Origin of the sequence: Enterococcus montenegrensis (assembly GCF_029983095.1) — a bacterium.
GTDB lineage: Bacteria > Bacillota > Bacilli > Lactobacillales > Enterococcaceae > Enterococcus_C > Enterococcus_C montenegrensis.
In genome coordinates this window covers 2,451,759-2,467,160 of the sequence record NZ_CP120467.1, presented here as the reverse complement: position 1 = coordinate 2,467,160, position 15,402 = coordinate 2,451,759, and the positions used below count along the sequence as shown (strand labels likewise).

General features: G+C 36.3%; 19 protein-coding genes. 16 read left to right on the top strand and 3 right to left on the bottom strand.

Going from position 1 to position 15,402, the window contains the following annotated elements; translation table 11 throughout:
• Positions 1-20: 20 nt before the first annotated feature.
• Both P3T75_RS11870 and P3T75_RS11865 read right to left on the bottom strand, forming a co-directional pair.
• Entirely contained in the window at positions 21-404 is a 384-nt protein-coding gene (locus P3T75_RS11870) for a YtxH domain-containing protein (RefSeq protein WP_282461702.1), read from the bottom strand.
• The gene (locus tag P3T75_RS11865; RefSeq protein WP_230710385.1) at positions 405-830 is read right to left on the bottom strand and encodes an HIT family protein; all 426 of its coding nucleotides are present in this window, start codon (positions 828-830) and stop codon (positions 405-407) included. It abuts the gene before it with no gap.
• Between the two features lie 178 nt (positions 831-1,008).
• Between P3T75_RS11865 and P3T75_RS11860 the strand changes: the two genes are divergently transcribed.
• From P3T75_RS11860 to P3T75_RS11795, 14 genes are all read left to right on the top strand, one after another.
• Positions 1,009-1,752, top strand: a complete 744-nt coding sequence (locus tag P3T75_RS11860) for an ABC transporter ATP-binding protein (protein ID WP_206903924.1) — start codon at positions 1,009-1,011, stop codon at positions 1,750-1,752.
• Entirely contained in the window at positions 1,745-2,953 is a 1,209-nt protein-coding gene (locus P3T75_RS11855) for an ABC transporter permease (protein WP_282461701.1), read from the top strand. The genes P3T75_RS11860 and P3T75_RS11855 overlap by 8 nt, the downstream gene beginning before the upstream one ends.
• A 120-nt stretch (positions 2,954-3,073) precedes the next feature.
• Positions 3,074-3,853, top strand: a complete 780-nt coding sequence (locus P3T75_RS11850; RefSeq protein WP_206903922.1) for a phosphotransferase family protein — start codon at positions 3,074-3,076, stop codon at positions 3,851-3,853.
• 86 nt (positions 3,854-3,939) lie between these two features.
• Entirely contained in the window at positions 3,940-4,599 is a 660-nt protein-coding gene (gene trmB / locus P3T75_RS11845) for a tRNA (guanosine(46)-N7)-methyltransferase TrmB (protein WP_282461700.1), read from the top strand.
• A gap of 230 nt (positions 4,600-4,829) precedes the next feature.
• Positions 4,830-5,768 (top strand): competence type IV pilus ATPase ComGA, encoded by a 939-nt coding sequence (comGA, locus tag P3T75_RS11840; protein ID WP_282461699.1) that lies wholly within the window; start codon positions 4,830-4,832, stop codon positions 5,766-5,768.
• A complete protein-coding gene (comGB, locus tag P3T75_RS11835; protein WP_282461698.1) occupies positions 5,740-6,753 on the top strand; it encodes a competence type IV pilus assembly protein ComGB in 1,014 nt (337 codons plus the stop codon). The genes comGA and comGB overlap by 29 nt, the downstream gene beginning before the upstream one ends.
• Positions 6,754-6,840: 87 nt before the next feature.
• On the top strand, positions 6,841-7,101 hold the full coding sequence (gene comGC / locus P3T75_RS11830) for a competence type IV pilus major pilin ComGC (protein ID WP_282461697.1): 261 nt from the start codon (positions 6,841-6,843) through the stop codon (positions 7,099-7,101).
• A 4-nt stretch (positions 7,102-7,105) separates the two neighbouring features.
• Positions 7,106-7,531, top strand: a complete 426-nt coding sequence (comGD, locus tag P3T75_RS11825) for a competence type IV pilus minor pilin ComGD (RefSeq protein WP_282461696.1) — start codon at positions 7,106-7,108, stop codon at positions 7,529-7,531.
• Positions 7,512-7,823: a hypothetical protein gene (locus tag P3T75_RS11820; protein WP_206902179.1), complete on the top strand. Its 312-nt coding sequence runs from the start codon at positions 7,512-7,514 to the stop codon at positions 7,821-7,823. Before comGD ends, P3T75_RS11820 begins: the two co-directional genes overlap by 20 nt.
• Positions 7,813-8,232, top strand: a complete 420-nt coding sequence (gene comGF / locus P3T75_RS11815; protein WP_282461695.1) for a competence type IV pilus minor pilin ComGF — start codon at positions 7,813-7,815, stop codon at positions 8,230-8,232. Before P3T75_RS11820 ends, comGF begins: the two co-directional genes overlap by 11 nt.
• Positions 8,210-8,593 (top strand): competence type IV pilus minor pilin ComGG, encoded by a 384-nt coding sequence (comGG, locus tag P3T75_RS11810; protein ID WP_230710371.1) that lies wholly within the window; start codon positions 8,210-8,212, stop codon positions 8,591-8,593. Before comGF ends, comGG begins: the two co-directional genes overlap by 23 nt.
• Before the next feature lie 187 nt (positions 8,594-8,780).
• Positions 8,781-9,782, top strand: a complete 1,002-nt coding sequence (locus tag P3T75_RS11805) for a class I SAM-dependent methyltransferase (protein WP_206902182.1) — start codon at positions 8,781-8,783, stop codon at positions 9,780-9,782.
• A gap of 20 nt (positions 9,783-9,802) precedes the next feature.
• Entirely contained in the window at positions 9,803-10,984 is a 1,182-nt protein-coding gene (locus tag P3T75_RS11800; protein WP_206902183.1) for an acetate/propionate family kinase, read from the top strand.
• A gap of 88 nt (positions 10,985-11,072) precedes the next feature.
• Positions 11,073-11,801: a GNAT family N-acetyltransferase gene (locus P3T75_RS11795; RefSeq protein ID WP_230710369.1), complete on the top strand. Its 729-nt coding sequence runs from the start codon at positions 11,073-11,075 to the stop codon at positions 11,799-11,801.
• Between the two features lie 487 nt (positions 11,802-12,288).
• Here P3T75_RS11795 and P3T75_RS11790 read toward each other — a convergent pair whose 3' ends face one another.
• The gene (locus P3T75_RS11790; RefSeq protein WP_206902188.1) at positions 12,289-12,801 is read right to left on the bottom strand and encodes a TetR/AcrR family transcriptional regulator; all 513 of its coding nucleotides are present in this window, start codon (positions 12,799-12,801) and stop codon (positions 12,289-12,291) included.
• Positions 12,802-12,933: 132 nt separating this feature from the next.
• On the opposite strand from P3T75_RS11790, the gene P3T75_RS11785 reads away from it, so the two are divergent.
• Entirely contained in the window at positions 12,934-13,845 is a 912-nt protein-coding gene (locus tag P3T75_RS11785) for a ketopantoate reductase family protein (protein ID WP_282461694.1), read from the top strand.
• Between the two features lie 562 nt (positions 13,846-14,407).
• Positions 14,408-15,376, top strand: a complete 969-nt coding sequence (locus tag P3T75_RS11780) for an SIS domain-containing protein (RefSeq protein ID WP_206902190.1) — start codon at positions 14,408-14,410, stop codon at positions 15,374-15,376.
• Positions 15,377-15,402 lie beyond the last annotated feature (26 nt).

The following is a 15,402-nucleotide window of genomic DNA, read 5'->3' as shown; positions in this document are numbered from 1 at the left end:
CACACAATGGTCGCTTTTCTTTAGTTTTCCTTAGAGTGTTCCGGTGTATCTGCATTTTGTAGCGGAGGATCTGCTAAGACATCGACATGTTCACTTAACGTTTTGACTTGGTCTTTTATTTGGGCAATCCGTGGCTCTGCTTGAAATTTGAAGTCTGTAATATCTTGTTCTAACCCGGCAGTAAAAGCGGGGATAATCGCTTGTGCTGTTTGTTGCGTCGTCTGCAGCGCTTTTTTGAAATTTGTTAAGCTATTATTTAACTCAAGTGTTGTTTGGGTGGCAACATCTAGCTCTTGGGCTAATTTTGCCCGAGTTTCATTGCCGCTTCTTGGTACCGTGAGTAACGTACCCACACCGCCGGCAACAGAACCAACGACTAAGCCTTTAAGGAAACTTTTTAACATTTATTTCACCTGCTTTGCAATTGCTGTGGCAATGGCTTTTAATTCAGCTTCATTATGCAGACCTTGATGATCACCAAAATGAACAGAGAAGTCATCTGTTTTTTCATAGCGGGGAATCAAATGGATATGAGAATGAAAAACAGATTGATAAGCCAACTCTTTATTGTTGTTTAAAATGTTTAAACCTTCCATCTCCGGAAAAGCCGCTTCTAGCGCGCGGGCAATTTTGGGAATGCGGGCAAACACGGCACTGGCCAATTTTTCATCGTATTCAAAAATATCGGTGACGTGTTTTTTCGGGATAACTAAGGTATGTCCTTGTGTCACTTGGGATAAATCTAAAAAGGCATAGACGACATCATCTTCGTAAACTTTATAGCTTGGAATTTCACCTGCTGCGATTTTACAAAAAATACAATTTTCCATGAATTTCATCCTCTCTAATTTTTAACAGCGCTAATTTTTTGCTGTGAGTTTTTGATGGATTTCGTTATTCTTACTTTACCACAACCAGCCAGTTTTTTTCAGAGAAAGGGTGTTTTTTGGTATAATGAGACTGTGTTCAATTTAAATTTTAAAAGCTGAGATAAAGGAGCTTATCAAAATGAGTTTAATAGTAAAAGATTTAACAGGAGGCTATGGTCAGTTTCCTGTTTTAAAAAATTTAAATTTTTCGATTGGTGAAGGAGAATTAGTCGGGTTGATTGGGTTAAATGGAGCCGGTAAAAGTACGACAATTAAAGAAATTATCGGACTATTACAACCACAAAAAGGCAGTATCACCTTAAATGACTTAACGTTAAAAAAAGACCCAGAAAATTATCGCAAACAAATCGGCTACATTCCAGAAACACCTTCTTTGTATGAGGAATTGACCTTAAAAGAACACATTGAAGTGACGGCGATGGCCTATGACATACCGCAAAAAGAAGCCTTCAAACGAGCGGAACCTTTGTTAAAAACATTTCGCTTAGAAAATAAGTTGGATTGGTTTCCGGCTAAATTTTCAAAGGGGATGAAACAAAAGGTGATGGTTTTGTGTGCCTTTTTAATCGAACCGAGCCTTTATATTATCGATGAACCATTTTTAGGATTAGATCCATTGGCAATCAACGCATTATTGGAATTGATGGAACAAATGAAAAGAAATGGTGCGGCTATCCTAATGTCTACTCACATTTTGGCTACAGCTGAAAAATATTGCGATCGTTTTATTGTCTTGCACGAAGGTGAAATCATCGCCCAAGGGAGCTTAGCTGAATTACAGGCGACATTTGGCTTAGAAGGTGCCGACTTAGATGAAATTTATTTGCATTTAACTAAAGCGCAGGTGATAAAAAATGCGTGAGTTGTTTAAAAAGCGTCTAGCATTACATCAACGCCATATGCAAAAATATCTACGCTATGTCTTTAATGATCATTTTGTCTTAATTTGTGTCTTTTTACTTGGGGGAGTTGGGCTTTATTATTCCGAGTTTGTCAAAGCCCTGCCACGTAATTTTTGGCCGGCAGCAGGAGTAGCATTACTGATTTTAGTCGCAATTTTGCCGTTAGGACGTTTTGCAACTTTAATGCAAGAAGCCGATATTGTCTTTTTGTTGCCCAAAGAACGAGCATTGAAAGAGTATTTTAAAGGAGCTTTTAACTATTCTCTATTGTTGCCTTTTTTTATAGAACTATTAGTTTTAGGTTTTTTAATGCCACTTTTAGTGGCAACTACCGCCATTACATTTCCCGCTTTTTTTATTCTGTTAGGAACGATGTGGTTGTTAAAACTTGCGCAATTAAAAATTGCCACACTGAAAATTTATCAAGTAGCACCATCAAAATTAAGACAAGTCGAACTGCTTTGGCTGGTTTTGTCAGTACTTTGTCTTGCAGCTGGTATTTTTTTAAATCCTTTTATCGGTTTAATTTTAGCGTTTGTCACTTGGGTGGGCATTTTCAAATTATTAGCAAAAAGCGAAGAGAATTTAGATTGGGAAAAAATGATTGGCATGGAGAAAAGCCGGCTTCACCGCATTTACCAATTTATCAATCTTTTTACTGATGTACCAGAAATCACAGCGACAGTTAAACGCCGCGCGTATTTAGATGGTGTTTTGCAAAAAATCAAACCGCAGCAAAAAAATACGTATTTGTATTTATATGCGAGACGATTTGCCAGAGGTTCAGAATACAGCGGTCTTTTTATCCGTTTAGTAGTGATTGGAAGTTTATTGTTGTATTTTGTTCAAGACGTCTATTTTAGTTTGGGTTTAGGCATTTTGTTTATTTATATGATTGGCTTTCAATTAATCCCGTTATACAATCAATTTCGCTATATGATTTTAACCCAACTTTATCCAGTTTCTAGCCAACAAAAGGCTAAAGCATTACAAGTTTTACTCTTGCTGTTATTAAGTTTGGCGGCTTTTGTTTTTGCAATTAGTGCCAGTTTGGCGCTATCTTTATGGTACGAGCGTTTCTTAGTAATCGCTGCATATTTTCTCATGGTATTTTTCTTTACCCATTGGTATGTCCCACGTCGTTTAAAGAAGATGGCATAATAGCGGGCATTAAAATAAAAAAGCTCTTAAAAAGCACTTCAGGGGAACGTATATGCGCTTGACGATAGCGCGTGAGACCGCTAGAATGGGGGTACTTTTGTTTTGAAGGAGGACGGAGCGATGGATATTCAGTTAGGCCAAGAATGGAATTTAAGTCCCATTAAAGGCGATACCGGAAAAGCGTATGTTGGCTCGCGGGAAAACGATAAAGTTTTTGTGAAGCGCAACACAACGCCAATGCTTGCTGCTCTTTCAAAAGAAGGGATTACCCCGCGGTTAATTTGGACCAAAAGAACCGGCAATGGCGATACTTTTTCAGCTCAGGAATGGTTGGAAGGAACAATTTTAACTGCTGAAGAAATCGGCAAAAGAAACGATGTTGTGGATGTCTTATATCAATTGCATCATTCCCAGTCCTTAAAACGGATGCTACAAAAAATCGGCGGTGAAGTTTTAACCCCGAAAATGATGTTAGAACAATACGAGAGTGCATTGGCAAACCCGATTGCAGAAAATCGTTTTTTACAATTGGTTTTGCATTATTTAAAGCATAATATACCCGAATTCACAAAAGAAGATGTGGCGGTGGTTCACGGTGATGTCAATCATCGTAATTGGCTAGTCTGTCGTAATTATTTATATTTGGTAGACTGGGATTCTATTTGTTTTAGTGATCCAGCAGTGGATATCGGCACGTTTTTGGGTCATTATTTACCTAAATCTTCTTGGAGTCGCTGGTTAATGAGTTATGGTATGATGCCAAATGGCGCCAATTTGGAAAAAGTATACTGGTATGCTTTGATGTCGTTGTTACAAGAAGTCAAAAAATATTACGTTCGTGGTGATTTTGAAACAATGAATGAAGTCATTATTCAAATTAAACGAATTTTTAGTGAGTAGAGCGATGTCGTAGGCGGAAGCTTTTGACTTTGCTCTTTTTTTGTGAGTTGTTTTAAATTTAGTTAGGAAAAAGAAAGGAAATGAGCATGCGGGTAAGAAAAAGAAATGGTGCCGAAGAAATGCTTACGGCACATCCAGAAATCGTGATTGCAGAGCCGACAGCCCATAAAGGCAACTGGCATGAAGTGTTTGGCAATAATAAACCACTTCAAATTGAAATTGGAATGGGAAAAGGGCGTTTTATTAGTGGGATGGCCCAGCAAAATCCTAATATTAATTATATCGGAATCGATATGCAAGTAAGCGTAGTTTCCCATGCTTTGGATAAGGCATTGGCGACAGAAGTCAAAAATTTACGTCTTTTACATGTTGACGGCTCAGCCTTAACTGAATATTTTGCAGATAGTGAAATCGATCAAATTTATTTGAATTTCTCTGATCCTTGGCCCAAAAAACGGCATATTAAACGCCGGTTGACTTCACCAGACTTTTTAGCAGTGGATGAAGCCATTTTGAAACCAAAAGGGGAGATTCACTTTAAAACCGATAATCAAGGATTATTTGAATATTCATTGGCTAGTTTTTCGCAATATGGTATGACGTTAAAACAAGTTTGGTTAGACTTACACAATAGTGAGTTTGCTGACAATGTTATGACGGAATACGAAGAAAAATTCAGCGCCAAAGGTCAACCCATTTATCGTGTGGAAGCCCGATTTGCAGATAAAACTAAAAAACAACGTTAAACAGCTAAATGCTGGGACAAAAGTTAATGACTTTTGTCCCAGCTTTTTTTATTTATAAAGAAAGAATAGCTTTTGTTATATCTTAGATCTGAAGGCTTCCTACAGCTTTTCTTGCTGAAAAGCTGCAATTTTTAAGGCGACGTTGCGTTTTATTTTGCCAATAAAAAAAGTTCCTGCTGGTAAACAAAAATTTATTTTTTTGGCGTAATTCTTTGTGAGGAGGAAAGTAGATGGACGTCACCGAATTATCTGAAACGTTAATTACCTATGGGATGACGCACAAAATGGAAGACTTATATATTACGCCAGAAAACCAACTATGGCAGATACAATTTCGCCAAGGCAGTAGACGTATTCATTTTGATAGCATCCCAAAAGATAGTGCTGAAAAATTAATTGCCCGGTTTAAATATTTAGGTCAAATGGATGTCGGAGAGAAAAGAAAAGTGCAACTAGGAGCTATCACCTATGAAACAGCAATGGGAGAGCAACGTTTGCGTCTTTCCGTTGTGGGAAATTATCAAGGGAATGAAAGTTTAGTTCTGCGCTTTTTACAGCCCATCGCCAAAGTCGCACATTTCTATTTACCGGAACAATTGGCAATTGTAGGTGCAATGATTCAAAAAAGACGCTTGTATTTATTCAGTGGCCCGACAGGTTCGGGCAAGACAACATTAATGTATCGTCTCGCTAAATCAGATGGTGGTCAAGTCATTACGATTGAAGATCCCGTAGAAATTGAAGAAAGCACTTTTTTGCAATTACAAACGAATGAGGCGATTGGACAAACGTATGATAAGTTGATCCAACTGGCTTTACGACATCGTCCGGATTGTCTCATCATTGGTGAAATTCGTGACGCTTTAACAGCCAAGGCGGCGATTCGAGCCGCACTGACCGGACACAAAGTTTTTGCCACAGTTCATGCGGCTAATTTAATGGAGACCAAAAGTCGTCTGCGGGATTTACTGCCGATTGAAAATGAATTGGATTATTGTTTAGGTGGTATTGTTTATCAGCGCTTGTTGCCTGATAAAAGGGGGAAAATTGCGAGTTTATTGGCTTATCAGTTTGAACATGAACTACCATTTTCTAATTGGCAACAAAATTTGGCGCGATTAGTTGAAGAAGGGCGAATCGATGAAAAAATTTACCAGCAAGAAAACTGAAAAACAGCGCTTTGTAAAAACTTTAGCCGATTTATTGCTAAGCGGCTTTACTTTACTGCAAGCTATTGAAGTTATCCAGCGAAGTCACGGTTTTAACGCAGAAAAAATAGGCGCATTTCGTGACAAATTAGCAACAGGAACACAATTAAGTGAAGTTTTCCAAACACTTGACTTTACCGCCAGCGAAATCGCCCAAGTGCAATTAGCAGCAGAACAGGGATTGTTAGCTGAAACACTGGGACAAATTGCAAAACAACTCCAACTTGCTGCAAAGCAAAGACGCGCCCTGCGACAAGTTTTAAGTTATCCCTTTTTATTGCTCATTTTTGTCAGTGGTGTAATGGTGAGTTTGCATCAATTTTTATTACCGCAATTGCTAGCTTCTGGCATGTTATCCAAACGTCATTGGGGCATTTTATTTCTTCGTTATAGTCCGTATGTGTTGTTCATTTTTGTTTTGCTACTTGTATTAGCCTATGGCCTTATTCAACAGTTCTTCAAAAAAAGTTCCGCTTTAGCACAGGCGAATTTTTTAAGTCAAATACCTGTTGTTAAACAATTTTATCGCCTCTTTATCGCCAATTATTTTGCCTTGGAGTGGGGAAAATTATTTCAACAAGGATTAGAAATTAACCAGATTATTTACGTTATGCAAAAGACAGATAGTAGTTCTTTGTTAAGTCAATTGGCGACTGAACTGGATTATGCCTTGCAAAAAGGAGAGTCCTTAAGTGATAAATTGCAGGGATACGCGTTTTTACCACCGGAATTTAGTCTGATTGTTTTTCAAGGGCAGGCAACAGGAAAACTCGGCATCGAACTTATTTTATATAGCAAATTGTGTGGGCAAAAGTTAAATAGCAAAGTTGAAAGAGCAATTAGTCTGATCCAGCCGCTGGTTTTTGTGGTCATTGCCGTTTTGATTATTAGTGTTTATGGTGCTTTGTTTTTACCTTTATATGGAAACATCCAGCTATATAACTGAGAGGAGAGAGAGAATGTGCGCTTTCTAGTTAAGAAACTCAAATTTTCAAAAAGAGACAGAAATTTTTCTGCATTCACGATCATCGAAATGTTAGTTGTGTTATTTATTATTAGTATTTTATTGCTGCTTTTTGTACCCAATTTATCACAACAAAAAGATGAAGCACAAAAAGGAAGTGAAGCGGCCATCGTTAAGACGGTTGCGACACAAATTGAATTGTATGAATTAAATTATGATAAAAAGCCTACGGGAGAAGATTTAATAGAAAAAAATTATGTCACAAAACAACAGTGGGAAATCTATGAAAGACATGCTGAAGAAAATAGTCCAAAAAAGCCTATGCCATAAGAAAATGTCTGCCTTTACTCTCGCAGAATCTTTAGTCGTACTCGTTGTTATTACTTCTTTTTTATTAATTCCGGTGTTAATTTTGCGTCCGGCTGAAGAAAAAGTGAAAGTGGAAATATTTCTAGCGCAGTTTGAGCAGAATTTTTTATTATTACAACAGACTGCAATTGCCCAACAAGTCGGAACGACACTTGAAATTAATCGGGAGGAACAGTTGCTGCATTTTAAAATTTCCGAACATAAAAGCTATCCTGATTTACAAATTCCGACAGAGTTGTCTTATAAAATGCCAGATAGTATCACAATAAGTGCAACAACGGGAAATTATTCTGGGATGGATACTGTAACCTTCGAGTGGGAAAATCGCAATCAAAGGATTGAATACGTGTATCAGATGGGAAGTGGCCGTTTTGTCAAAACCATTACCTAAAGCTTTTATTTTGCTGGAAGCTGTGGTGGCACTTACCATTTTAACAGGTTGTGCCTTAATTTTAATCCAGCAACAACAGCAGTTACTAACGCAAAGCAACAACGCCAAAGAACGATTGACACAAAGCCGCATAATGTATGAAGAGGCAAAAATTATCCTGCGACAAGGTGGCAAGCTTACCCAGACTCTAATTTATGATGACCAAAGCTACCATATTCGCTATAATCCGCAAGCTTATCATTTTTATTGTGAGACAGACGGTGTGGTAATGGAGGTGCAACTTGAAAATTAAAGCATTTACCCTCTTAGAATGTTTGATAGCATTATTAATTTTCAATTTATGTTTATTGTTGATTACGGGGCTTTTCTTACGAACGATCCGCCTAAAAGAGCATATTATGAGTAGAGAAGAGCAGGAGTTTGCAACGTTTATGTTGCAATTAGAAAATGAGCTACAAAATACTAGCATGATTTCTTGTACAGAGGCCATTTTAAAGTGTAAAGATCAAAAAGGGCAGGCAATCTCGATTGAAAAAGGGCAAAACATGATTCGAAAAAAAGTGGATAAGTTAGGGCATCAACCGCTTTTAATGGATGTTTACCATTTACGGTTTTCAAAAGATTTAACTACGAAAAGTGTGACGTTAAAAGTATTCTTTCAATCTGGGAGGGTTTGTTATGGGAAATGGGTGGAAAACTAAACCAAAAGCAAGTGTCTTACTTTCCGCATTATTATTAGTCGCATTGCTGAGCCTGGTTAGTTATGGGGTTTTAACACACCATTTTATTACTGTAACAGGTACGATAAAAACAGAAAGGTTGTACCGCGCCAAAACGATGCAAGAATTATTTTTCGTTTACTATTTCACACTACCAATTGAAGAACGTAAAAAAGGCGTCGTGAACTTTTCACAAGGAAAGTGTGAATTTGCCAAAGAAAAGGACAGTCTGAAACTTACAATCCGGTTGGATAAACAAAGTTTTCATTTTTTGGTTAGTAAAACAGAGCTGACAAAGCTTTCTCAACGTTTTAAAGATAACAAAAAATCTGTTTCGGATTAGGAATATAACAGTTGCTGAGAAAACCTTACCATTTGTGTTTCTCAGCTTTTTGGTATCCTTCTCAAAAAAGCCATATGTTCGTTGTTTCACAAACAAAAATATGAATTTTTGATTGATAATTTTTTAGGAATCGGCTATCATTAAACAGGTACAAAAGGTGTTATAATCTCCAGAAAGAAGGTGTCATATGTTTCCTGATCAATTCGAAAAAGCTTTTTCATTGAATCTTGAAGCAGTCCAACTGCTGCAAAATGCTTTGGGGTCCTCATTTCTGGATGCATACATCGAGAATGTGGAAAACCAATTGGATGGATTTACTGTACGAATCTTAGATGGTGTACCAAATGCTGAGACTGTTGGGAAAATCGAAGCATTGTACACAGAGCTAAAGGAAATCCCTTTAGCAGGAGAAGATTTACGTAAGTTATCCCAATTACTTTTATTAAAAGGTAGTAAGACAGAAAAGTTGCAAGCCAATCATCAGTTAACACCAGATGGGTTAGGATTTTTGTTTGTTTATTTATTGGAGCAGTTTTATTCTGACAAAAAACAAAGCTTAACTATTTTTGATCCAGCAGTCGGAATGGGGAATTTATTATTAACAGCCCTGTTAAACTTAAAAATTGCTGGTTATGAAGCAAAGGGTGTTGGTGTCGATATCGACGATACGTTATTGGCGGTCGCAGCGGCAGATGCAGAATGGACTAAAGGGAATATGCAGCTTTTCCATCAAGACAGCTTGCAAGACTTATTATTAGATCCAACTGATGCGGCAATTTCTGATTTACCAATTGGCTACTATCCTAACGATCAAAAAGTGCAAGATTTTATCACCGGTGTCACCCAAGGACATTCATACGCACATCATTTATTGATGGAACAAGCAATGAATTATGTGAAAGACGCGGGCTATGGTTTGTTTTTAGTACCAAGCAATTTACTTGAGTCTGAACAAGCGACATATTTCAAAAAGTGGTTGGCTGAAAAAGTCTTTTTACAAGGTTTAATCCAATTGCCAGACCAACTTTTCCGTTCCGAACAATCACGTAAAAGCATTCTAATCGTGCAAAATCATGGTGAAAATGCAAGTCAAAAGGAAGTCTTTTTAGCAAAATTGGCTTCACTAACAGATGAAAAAGTCATTGCTAAATTCTTTAAACAATTTGAAGACTGGAAGTTAGCTAATTAATTATTTAGAAGGAGAGTAACATGTCTAAAACAATCGCAATCAATGCAGGAAGCTCAAGTTTGAAATGGCAATTGTATCAAATGCCAGAAGAAAGTGTTGTCGCTAAAGGAATCGTGGAAAGAATCGGCTTAAAAGATTCAATCTTCACAATTAAATACGGCGAAGATAAAAAATACAATGAGGTTGTGGATATTCATGACCATGAAGTTGCTGTTAAAATGTTGTTGGATAAATTAATTGATTTAGAAATTTTAGCCAACTATGACGAAATTACCGGTGTTGGTCATCGCGTTGTTCACGGCGGCGAAACATATAAAGATTCTGTTGTTATCGACGATGAAGTAATGGAAAACATCCAAGCATTAGCTGAATTTGCACCATTACATAATCCAGCTAACTTAATGGGAATTCAAGCTTTCAAAAAAATCTTACCAGAAATTATCAGTGTTGCTGTTTTTGATACTTCATTCCACGCGTCAATGCCAAAACACAACTATCTATATAGCTTGCCAATGGAATACTATAATGACTTCAAAGTGCGTAAATATGGCTTCCACGGCACTAGCCATCGCTATGTTTCAGAACGTGCTGCTGAAATGTTAGGTAAACCAATTGAAGAGTTAAAAATTATTACATGCCATTTAGGTAATGGAGCTTCAATCACAGCTGTTGATGGTGGTAAATCTGTCGATACCTCAATGGGCTTCACACCACTTGCTGGTGTAACAATGGGAACACGTTCTGGTGATATTGACCCAGCCGTTTTACCATACTTAATGGATAAATTAAACATCAACATTGAAGAAATGGTTGATATTTTAAATAAAAAATCTGGTTTACTTGGTCTAACAGGTCTTTCCAGCGACATGCGTGATCTTGAAGCAAACTATGATAAAGAAGAAGTAAAAATTGCGTATGATGTCTTCACTGACCGTATTCGCAAATACATTGGCGGCTACGTAACAACAATGAACGGCGTTGATGCAATTGTCTTCACGGCGGGTATCGGTGAAAATGATGCGCACGTGCGTAATGAAGTTATTAAAGGCATGACTTGGTTTGGTTGCGAAATTGATTCAGAGAAAAATAAAGTTCGCGGTGAAGAATTAGACATCTCTACACCAGAATCAAAAGTAAAAGTATTACTAATTCCAACTGACGAAGAATTAATGATTGCCCGTGACGTAGAACGTTTACGTTAATTTAGAGCTTAATTGTCATTTTTAAACATCCTATGCTTATACTAGTATAGGATGTTTTTTGTACATTATTTTTACGATTGGAGAATATATGCATACAATAACAGAACAATTTGCTCTTGATATTGGCTGTTCTATAGCTGACTTAACTACAGATGTTTTTTGTTATGGACAACCGACAAAAGAAATGTTTTCCTATCATAGATTTGCCGGTGTTGCGCTTATTTATCAAGGAAAACTTTATGTACGGGCAAATAGCGCACCTTTACTGGCGCAATTAAAAAAACAATATCAAGGCAAAAACAATCAGTGGTTTTTTGAATTACAAAATATTCAAACTTTCCAAGCGATTTTAGCAGAAAATGGTTATTCTTTAAATGAGTGGGGCACGTTTTTACTTCCTCAAAAAATAGTCAATAAAGAAGATGAGGCCATAAAAATTTTTTATGAAGAAGATATTAAGCAATTTAAAAATCAAAAGAATTTTGATCAATGTTTCGCCGATAGCGATGAAGACCCTGACAAAATAGGGGTTGCCTATCAAATGAATGGTGAAATTATCGGGATGGCCGGCTGTAATGAAAATGGCAAATACTGTTACGAAATTGGTATGAATATTTTGCCACATTATCGTAAACAAGGATTGGCGACAAAGTTAATTCAAAAGCTTACAGCTGAAATTAGGCATGGGACGAATAATACGAAGATTCCGGTGGCAAGAACGGAATTTTCACATACAGATTCTATTAATGCTTTTTTGAATGCAGGCTATAAAATGGGTTGGACGGCGATTAGTTTTGTGAAAAAAGATGATGATTAACTTAGGTTATCAAAAATAGTACTTCAATAACAAATCGTGGCATGATATTGCTACTTTTTTCGTTGAAAAATTCTTACAAGCAATTGTTTTAAGCGATAGATTGAATTAGCTGTTAGTTCCTCGGGTTCTAAAACTTACTACCTCATCAAGTAGTACCTAAGGTGATAGAAGCACAAAAGATTCCTTAAAGAATGCTTCTGACAATATTGCTTTAGTTTGCTTAACTTTTTATCAGGGAATGTAGCAATTACTAAGATTTTTCTGGGGGTGTCCTAGCTACTTATCTCCTTAGGTGTTTCTAAGTCATTTTTAGGTGATGGTAGGATAAATGAGTTGGATTTTATCTTATCTGTGGAATTGTCAAAAAATGTTTAGGTGTATGTAAAGTCATGAAGGGTTTAAGTGTTAAACCGTCTGTGTGAATGTAAACAAATAGAGCGTTAGCTTTTGTCGCTAACGCTCCTGTAGTTTGTGTCTAAGTTGGTATTTATGATTTCGTAAGTTCAATAAAGTTTTGATGTTGCCTTAAAAATCTTGTAAAGTCTGAAATTATCTTTTCAGAAGGCTCGTTGGTTGTAAGCAAGTGTGTCAATACGCCTACCAAACCATTGGTGATAAAGATTGCGTTCACCTCTGAGACAGAATAGTTTTCTGTCAGTAAGAAATCTCTCAATTGAGTAGTAAAGAAACCCTGAGTATCTGCTTTTAGTAATAAGGAAATCATGTCTTTTTTAGTTAACATATATTCGAGGGTTTTTGTTAAGTGATCTGCATTTTCTTCATGTTCTGCACAAAATTCAGTTAAACTTCTGATCTCTTCCTTAATTACTTGTTCAAGTAAATCATACTTGTCCAGATAATTAAGATAGAACGTTCCTCTATTAATATCAGCTACTTCACACAGTTTGCTTACTGTGAGTTGTTCAAAGCTTTCTTTTGCGATAACTTCATAAAACGCATTGACAATATTAGCTTGCGTCTTCCTTTTCCTTCTATCCATAATCATTCATCCTTTTATGTTGAGTAATCAACATATTTCTAAATCTGTTGATTGCTTTGAATATTTCTTTAACTTACTATAACTTTCAGATGTTGATTAATCAACACGTGTCTATTATGGAGGTGTTTAATTATGAAAATATTGATTTATGGTGCTGGTATTCAAGGAAGTTACTTAGCACATAGTTTAGCTCAAAACTCTCATAACCAAGTCGTAATGTTGGCTCGTAATAAAAGATTAGCTCAATTGCGATCAGATAATTTAGTTCTTTATCATCAATTACAAAAGAAACGTACAGTTGATACGTTAACGTATGTTGAACAACTTAACGCAGATGATTTTTATGACATCATTTTTGTTACTATGAAATATAGTGATTTTGAGAGTGTGTTACCTGTTTTAGCTACCAACATGAGTGAAAATATCATATTTGTAGGAAATCAAATGGATACCTTATATCTTGAAACCCAATTAATGAGTCTTGCAACAAGTAATAAGAATGTATCCTTTGGTTTCCAAACAACAGGCGGTACTAGAAAAGAAGACTTGATAACAATCTTAAGGTTTGAAAAAGGGAAGCTTAAGATCAATTCATCTGTTAATACCTCTAAGCTTAAACCTATTCTTGAAGCTATTTTTTCTAATACGAATTATGCATGGGAAATAGATAAAAAATTAGATGATTGGCTTAAAACTCATGCTGCTTTGGTTACGGTATTAAATACCTTCGACAAGCTTCAAGCTGGTATTAGTAATAAAAAAGAGAAAAAAGAGCTAATGCGTTTAGCTTCATTAAGTTATAAAGAAGCCTTTCAGATATTAAAAGACAATGGTGTTAAGATCACTCCACCTATGCTTGGCACTGTATTTTCTAACGCTAAAGTAGCTTACAGTATCATGAAGCTTATATTTGCTACTCCTATAATGAAAATGCAAGAAGGTGACTTTCGAGAAATTGAGGCTATGATTGATTCTTTGCTTAAGTTCCAGAAACAATCTAAAACCTCTATTCCAAACTTTTCAAAATTACTTGCTAAGCTTTAAGCAAGTAAATTCAATGTTCATAGTATGAAATTTACGAAGACTCTTTTAAGTAATTAACCAATTTTGTTAGTACCTTAAGAGATTTTTTTTTATCCCGTAGGTATGAGTATTAAAAATAGGCTCCTAAAGTTTTATTTAGGAGCCTATTGGTTGGTTGCTTTGGCTTGTATCCCCTAAGGTTTAAACGGTTAGAGATCATGTAAAAAACATTTTTACGCTGTGTTGTGCGTGTTTGCTAACCGCTAGTGTCGTTGTAAAGATAATAGAACTTCTCTTTATGCGAACATGGTAAGATGACATAGTGACTCATAATTGAATTCTTCCTAGTAGTTTTCTTAGATAAGACTTTTCTAGTTGGGAATTCGGTATGAGTCATTTTTTACGTGTGCACTTAGATTGTAAGTTCAAGAGCAAAAAAATTCTAAGAAACTATTGACCAATAAATAGAAATCGATTACACTAAAAATACAAAACGTCATATAACGTTATAAACACAAAAATGATTTACTGTAAAAACAGGTACGCTATTTAAACAATTTTTTTAAATTTAGGAGGACAAAAAATGGACGTAACCAAAACTGTTGAGAAAATTTTGGCTAAAAATGAAGGGCAGCTTTCAGGTATTTATTTTGTTGCTTGTGGGGGTTCTTTAGTTGACATGTATGTGGCAGAGTACTTTATGAAAGCTGAATCAAGCAAATGTTTTACCGGTTGGTATACTGCTAATGAGTTTTGTCACGTGCCACCGAAAGCTTTAGATGAAAATTCGGTTGTCATTTTATGCTCCCATGGTGGTAATACCAAAGAAACCGTTGCAGCTGGAAACGTGGCACAAAGTCGCGGCGCACAAACAGTGGGGCTAACTCATAATAAAGAAGCTGATTTATTTTCGGTATCAAATTACAGTTTTTTATATGATTGGGGAGCAGATGCTGAAGTGAAAAACAATCCAATGGCGATTATTTTGGATTTAACAGTTTCACTCGTTGCGCAAACAGAAGGGTATGCTCACTATGATAAATTTAAAGAAGGTATGGGCATTATTGATACCGTCGTAAAAAATGCAATTAACCAAGTACAAGAGCGGGTAAAAGTTTTTGCTGATAAATATCAAAATGATACGATGTTCTACATTATGGGCAGTGGACCTAGTTATGGTCACGCTTATGGTTTTTCAATTTGTTCGTTAATGGAGATGCAGTGGTTGGATTCAACTGCTGTCCACTCAGGCGAATATTTCCACGGACCTTTTGAAGTGACAGATCAAGATCGCAATTACATTATGTTAATGAGTGAAGGACGCAGCCGACCACTAGATGAGCGGGCAAAAACTTTCTTGCAAGCATATGCTAAAAATGTCGAGTATGTCGATGCAAAAGAATTAGGGTTGGATTTAATTGCACAAGAAGTTAACGAATTTTTCAATCCAATTTTATTCTATAGCGTTTTAGCTGAATACCGCTTAGCGTTAGCTAACGTGCGCCAGCATGATTTAGACGTGCGCCGCTATATGGGAAAAGTTGCTTATTAAAATATTTTTTTAAAGACAGTTGCCAA

Bases quoted from the DNA above. Each gene is read 5' to 3' on its own strand.
- P3T75_RS11780 (WP_206902190.1), top strand. From the start codon at position 14,408: ATGGACGTAACCAAAACTGTTGAGAAAATTTTGGCTAAAAATGAAGGG.
- comGG (WP_230710371.1), top strand. From the start codon at position 8,210: ATGGGAAATGGGTGGAAAACTAAACCAAAAGCAAGTGTCTTACTTTCC.
- P3T75_RS11785 (WP_282461694.1), top strand. From the start codon at position 12,934: ATGAAAATATTGATTTATGGTGCTGGTATTCAAGGAAGTTACTTAGCA.
- P3T75_RS11800 (WP_206902183.1), top strand. From the start codon at position 9,803: ATGTCTAAAACAATCGCAATCAATGCAGGAAGCTCAAGTTTGAAATGG.
- P3T75_RS11860 (WP_206903924.1), top strand. From the start codon at position 1,009: ATGAGTTTAATAGTAAAAGATTTAACAGGAGGCTATGGTCAGTTTCCT.
- comGA (WP_282461699.1), top strand. From the start codon at position 4,830: ATGGACGTCACCGAATTATCTGAAACGTTAATTACCTATGGGATGACG.
- trmB (WP_282461700.1), top strand. From the start codon at position 3,940: ATGCGGGTAAGAAAAAGAAATGGTGCCGAAGAAATGCTTACGGCACAT.
- comGD (WP_282461696.1), top strand. From the start codon at position 7,106: ATGTCTGCCTTTACTCTCGCAGAATCTTTAGTCGTACTCGTTGTTATT.
- P3T75_RS11790 (WP_206902188.1), bottom strand. From the start codon at position 12,801: ATGGATAGAAGGAAAAGGAAGACGCAAGCTAATATTGTCAATGCGTTT.
- P3T75_RS11855 (WP_282461701.1), top strand. From the start codon at position 1,745: ATGCGTGAGTTGTTTAAAAAGCGTCTAGCATTACATCAACGCCATATG.
- comGB (WP_282461698.1), top strand. From the start codon at position 5,740: ATGAAAAAATTTACCAGCAAGAAAACTGAAAAACAGCGCTTTGTAAAA.
- P3T75_RS11865 (WP_230710385.1), bottom strand. From the start codon at position 830: ATGGAAAATTGTATTTTTTGTAAAATCGCAGCAGGTGAAATTCCAAGC.
- P3T75_RS11850 (WP_206903922.1), top strand. From the start codon at position 3,074: ATGGATATTCAGTTAGGCCAAGAATGGAATTTAAGTCCCATTAAAGGC.
- P3T75_RS11795 (WP_230710369.1), top strand. From the start codon at position 11,073: ATGCATACAATAACAGAACAATTTGCTCTTGATATTGGCTGTTCTATA.
- P3T75_RS11805 (WP_206902182.1), top strand. From the start codon at position 8,781: ATGTTTCCTGATCAATTCGAAAAAGCTTTTTCATTGAATCTTGAAGCA.
- P3T75_RS11870 (WP_282461702.1), bottom strand. From the start codon at position 404: ATGTTAAAAAGTTTCCTTAAAGGCTTAGTCGTTGGTTCTGTTGCCGGC.
- comGC (WP_282461697.1), top strand. From the start codon at position 6,841: ATGTTAGTTGTGTTATTTATTATTAGTATTTTATTGCTGCTTTTTGTA.